The organism is Bacteroidia bacterium (assembly GCA_025056095.1).
Taxonomy (GTDB): domain Bacteria; phylum Bacteroidota; class Bacteroidia; order JANWVE01; family JANWVE01; genus JANWVE01.
The window spans coordinates 1-5,182 of the sequence record JANWVW010000198.1; the positions used below are offsets into that span (position 1 = coordinate 1).

The window sequence follows — 5,182 nt, forward strand, 5'->3', positions numbered from 1 at the left end:
AGCGAAGCGCAGTGCGGAATGCCCCGACCCTTGCGTCAGCAAGGGGCACGCCCAAAAAATCAAAATTATTTTTTAGATACATCCTTCTTTTGTCTTACCTTGTAGGTACTTTATCCTTAAAGAAGAATGATAGTCAGCAGTCAACCGTCTAAACTTATAGAGAAAATCAATAGTTTAGTCCGCTTTTACGTATATGCACATACGGCGAAATCTCACTGTTGAGCATATTTCCCTGCAATACCTCTGCAAAAATCACAATGTGATCCCCTACTTCATACTCTCCTCTATACTGTACTTCTAAATAACCCACACAATCAGACAAAATAGGAGCATGAGTTTTATCGGTAATTAGGTTGATTCCTTGATAAGGATACTCTTGGGGATCAAAACCTTTACCAAAGTGCTTGAAAAAGAAAGTTTGTTCTTTACCTATAATATTGATTGTAAAAGGTTTGCCTGTTTTTATTAAACTCAACGCATAACGGTCTTTGCCTACTGCCAGCGCAACCATAGGGGGCTTAAAACCAACTTGAACAAGTAAAGAAGCTAAAAAAGCATTTTCTCTTTCATTATCCTTTAAGGTAATAATATAACATCCGCTTACTATTTTGCCTAACGCCGCGGCATAACTTGGAATTTCAGAGTTCATACTTCAAATTTAATAATAAGTCTATGAATTTACAATATAAAGCTACACTACAAGGTTGAATACACTAAAACAACTGCATACGCACTTATTCCTTCTTCTCTACCTACAAAACCTAACTTCTCATTCGTAGTGGCTTTTATTGAGATCGCTTCGGGAGTAACTTTGAGTATTTGGGCAATTGTGCTTTGCATCTGTGGTATGTGCGGATTGATTTTGGGCTTTTCTGCACAAATTGTAGCATCTATATTATTGACTTGATATCCTTTGCTTTGAACTAATTCAAAAACTTTTTCAAGTAACTTTTTACTATCAATACCTGCGTATTCGGGATTAGTATTTGGAAAGTGATAGCCAATATCTCTCAAATTCAAAGCACCTAATAAAGCGTCGCATATAGCATGTAAAAGTACATCAGCATCGGAATGTCCTAAACAACCTTTGGTATGGGGAATACATACTCCCCCCAACCATAACTCACGCCCTTCTACTAAGGGGTGCACATCGTAACCAAAACCTATTTTGTACTTCATTTACTTTTTACTGTCTGTTTTTTAACTAGTTACGCTATAGTTTGGGGCTTCATTTGTAATTTGGACACTATGTGGATGACTTTCACGAATACCTGCATTAGTGATTCGTACAAAGTGTGCTTTTTCTTGTAACTCTTGTATAGTCCTGCAGCCACAATACCCCATTCCTGCACGCAACCCACCTACTAATTGATATACTACTTCTGAAAGATGACCTTTATACGGCACGCGCCCTACAATTCCCTCAGGCACTAACTTTTTGACGTCATCTTCTACATCCTGAAAATATCTATCCTTTGAACCTTTCTGCATAGCTTCTAACGAACCCATTCCTCTGTACATTTTGAATTTTCTACCTTCGTAAATGATAGTGTTTCCAGGGCTTTCCTCTGTGCCTGCAAATAAAGAACCTGCCATAATTACGCTTGCACCTGCTGCAATAGCTTTGGGAATATCCCCTGTGTAACGGATACCTCCATCGGCAATAATCGGAACTCCCAGAGGCATGGCTACCGATGCTGCTTGCATAACCGCAGAAAGCTGAGGCACGCCTACACCCGTAACTACTCGTGTCGTACAGATACTTCCAGGACCTACACCTACTTTTACCGCGTCTGCACCTGCTTCAATTAGTGCTTTGCACCCTTCAGCAGTAGCAACATTTCCTGCTATCAAAGGCAAATCCCGAAAGGCTTTACGAACAGTCTTTACAGCATTTATTACCCCTTGAGAATGTCCATGTGCAGTGTCTATTACGATTACATCTACTCCTGCTTCCTCTAATAGCCGTACGCGGTCAATGATATCTGCGGTTACTCCTACCGCAGCCCCTACACGTAACCTTCCAAGATGATCTTTGCAAGCATTCGGGCGATTTCTACGATTGAGAATATCCTTGTACGTTATCAAGCCTTTCAATACAAATTCATGATTGACCACAGGGAGTTTTTCTATCTTATGCTGCCGTAAAATCTCTTCCGCTTCTTGAAGAGTTATACCTTCTTGGGCTACTATTAAATTTTGGTGTGTCATTACCTCTGTAATAGGTCGCTTGTCAGATTGTTCAAAGCGCAAATCTCTATTTGTTACAATACCTACTAACTTACCTTGATTATTGACTACTGGAATGCCCCCAATTTTATTTTCTTGCATCATCAAACGTGCATCTCCTACCGTAGCTGTGTCTTTAAGCACTACGGGATCTATAATCATTCCACTTTCAGACCGTTTTACCTTGCGCACCTGCAATGCTTGTTCTTCAATAGGCATATTTTTGTGGATAAAGCCTAAGCCCCCCTCTTGCGCCATTGCAATTGCAAGCCTATACTCTGTAACTGTATCCATTGCAGCGCTAACGATAGGAATATTCAAGGTAATCTGGCGAGTAAGCTGAGTTCGTGTATCCACTTCTCGAGGCAATACTTCAGAATATGCAGGAATTAAAAGCACATCATCATAAGTTAAGCCTTCATAACTAATTTTATTTTGCCAAAACATTTACAAAAGTACATACAAAAATGAATTGCTTGCAATATTTTACTTACAGCTTACTTGTTAAAGCAATTTAAAATTTTTGGACAGCAAAGCAACTTTATTAGATTTGAAGTGTGAAAGCATTTTTTTATCTTATTTTTTACTGCTTCATTTTGATAGGTTTTGGTCAAAATTGGAAAGCTGCTTATGATAGTTCCTTAAAATATCAAGAGTTACATCAATACAAAAAAGCAATAGAATGGGGGGATAAAGCTTTAGAGCTATATGAGAAGCAAGTTAGCCAAAAGGATACTAATTATAGCAACATATTGAATAAGCAAGTTGAGAGCTGCTATTACGCAGGTTTTTATTCAAAAGGATTACTCTATGCCAAAAAAGATAGTACTTGGTCGAAAGAAAGCAATATTCAAAGATATTCAAATGCTTGCAATAACCTAGCTCTATTATATCAACAGCAAGGTAAATATATTCAGGCTGAAATTTTGTTAAAAGAAGTAAAGCAGATTGATACTAAAATATTTGGTATATATCATCCTGAGTATGCCGCAACTTGCGATAATTTAGGATTACTATACCTGGATATGGGCAGATTAGCAGAAGCAGAACGCTTATTTAAGGAATCTATGCAAATTCGTACTAAAATTTTAGGCAAAGATCATCTTGATTATGCAGCGTCTTGTAATAATTTGGCTTTGCTATATCATCTTCAAGGTAAATATTCCGATGCAGAAATTTTGCATAAGGAAGCCCGAAAAATACGGGCTAAAAAGTTAGGAAAAGCACATCAAATCTATGCAAGTTCATGCAATAATTTAGCAGGACTATACAAAGAGCAAGGTAAATACCATGAAGCAGAGCATTTGTACAAAGAAGCAATGGAAATTGACGCTAAAATTTCAGGCGAAGAGCATCCTGATTATAGTATCTCTTGTAATAACTTGGCTTCTCTCTACGTAGCTCTAGGAAAATATCACGAAGCAGAATCACTACTAAAAAAAGCTAAAGACATTCGCGTCAAAACATTAGGTAGAGAGCATCTTTATTACGCAGCTGCATGCAACAATTTAGCTTTTTTGTATAGTAACCAAAAAAAATATGCTGAAGCAGAATCTCTGTGTAAAGAGAGCAAAGAAGTTCTTTCTAAAGCTGTTGGTACGGAACATCCGAATTATGCTACTGCTTGCAACAGCTTAGCGAAAATATTTAAAACTCAAGGCAGGTATGCCGAAGCAGAATCTTTGTACAAAGAAGCTCAAAGAATTTTCGCCAAACTATTCGGTCAATTTCATCCTCAATATGCTCTTTCCTGTGTAGCTCTAGCTTCGTTATATCAAGAGCAAGGTAAATACGAACAAAGTGAAACTCTTTATAAGCAAGCACTATCCATCAAACTCAAAGAAATCCAATCTAATTTCAAAAACCTTTCAGAAAACGAAAAAGAAAAATATGTCCAAGTAAATATAAACCCTTACTTTAACACTTTTCAGAACTTTGTCCTGAAAAGGCATGCACAAAATCCTACTATTACTCAAGAGAGCTATAACCTTATTTTACAAAGTAAAGGGCTTATCTTGCAAAGCACAGAAAAAATCAAAAACCGCATTTTAAACAGTGAAGATGAAGAGCTCAAAAAACTATACATAGAATGGAAATTGACCAAAGATAAATACGCCAAAGCCCAAGACCTAACTATCAATGAGAGAAAACAAAAAAGAATCAATTTAGACAGTTTAGCGCAGCAAGCTAATGAATTAGAAAAACAGTTAGCCTTAAAAAGCGAGGATTTTGCACATACTTTTGTCCCAAAACTTACTACTTGGAAGGATATTCAAAATAAGCTGACAAACAACCAAGCAGCAATTGAAATTGTACGAGTAGAGATAGACCAAGATACCGTAGCATACTTTGGATTAGTGATAACTAAACGGAGAAAATATCCTGAACTTGTTTTACTATCTTACGGCAACATGTTAGAAAAACAATTCTTCATTAACTACTATCGCAGTACTCGGCATAAAATTTTAGACCCGTACAGTTACAGTGTTTTTTGGAAACCTTTTGCAGATAAACTCAAAGGTATCAAACAAGTTTTCTTTTCACCTGATGGAATTTATTACAAGATAAACCTTTCTACTTTGTACAATGTAAAACAGAACAGGTATGTGTTTGATGAGGTAGAAGTAATAAATGTAACAAACACTAGAGATATTTTAGAACGGGATAGGCTGTATAGCAACAAGAGTTTTTTGATAGGTAATCCTACATTTAATCTTGGGATAGACACAAGAGATAATGAAAAACCGATAGAACAGCGCAGTATTGAGAGCTTATTACAATTAGAAGGTGCGCAGAGAGAAGTTGATCAAATTGCTGGGGTTCTACCTAATGCCGCAGTAGTAACAGGAGCGAATGCTACGGAAGAGTTTGTCAAATCTTTGAAAAATCCGCGTGTTTTGCACATTGCTACGCATGGATATTTCAAGAAAGGGCAGTATCAGAGCTCTACCCA

At 37.1% G+C, this 5,182-nt stretch carries 4 protein-coding genes; 1 reads left to right on the top strand and 3 read right to left on the bottom strand.

From position 1 onward, the window contains the following. Window positions 1–166: 166 nt before the first annotated feature. Genes NZ519_11715 through guaB form a run of 3 tightly spaced genes read right to left on the bottom strand, consistent with a single transcriptional unit; the run spans window position 167 to window position 2,676 of the window. Window positions 167–649, bottom strand: coding sequence for a flavin reductase family protein (locus NZ519_11715; GenBank protein MCS7029421.1), 483 nt, complete (start codon window positions 647–649; stop codon window positions 167–169). A gap of 47 nt (window positions 650–696) precedes the next feature. Next, the gene (gene ispF, locus NZ519_11720) at window positions 697–1,179 is read right to left on the bottom strand and encodes a 2-C-methyl-D-erythritol 2,4-cyclodiphosphate synthase (protein ID MCS7029422.1); all 483 of its coding nucleotides are present in this window, start codon (window positions 1,177–1,179) and stop codon (window positions 697–699) included. A gap of 21 nt (window positions 1,180–1,200) precedes the next feature. Then, window positions 1,201–2,676, bottom strand: a complete 1,476-nt coding sequence (guaB, locus tag NZ519_11725; GenBank protein ID MCS7029423.1) for an IMP dehydrogenase — start codon at window positions 2,674–2,676, stop codon at window positions 1,201–1,203. A 110-nt stretch (window positions 2,677–2,786) separates the two neighbouring features. On the opposite strand from guaB, the gene NZ519_11730 reads away from it, so the two are divergent. Further along, on the top strand, window positions 2,787–5,182 hold a 2,396-nt coding region (locus tag NZ519_11730), incomplete at its 3' end, for a CHAT domain-containing protein (protein MCS7029424.1).

Excerpts from the sequence above, each read along its gene's own strand:
- NZ519_11715 (MCS7029421.1), bottom strand. The coding sequence starts at position 649 with ATGAACTCTGAAATTCCAAGTTATGCCGCGGCGTTAGGCAAAATAGTA.
- ispF (MCS7029422.1), bottom strand. The coding sequence starts at position 1,179 with ATGAAGTACAAAATAGGTTTTGGTTACGATGTGCACCCCTTAGTAGAA.
- guaB (MCS7029423.1), bottom strand. The coding sequence starts at position 2,676 with ATGTTTTGGCAAAATAAAATTAGTTATGAAGGCTTAACTTATGATGAT.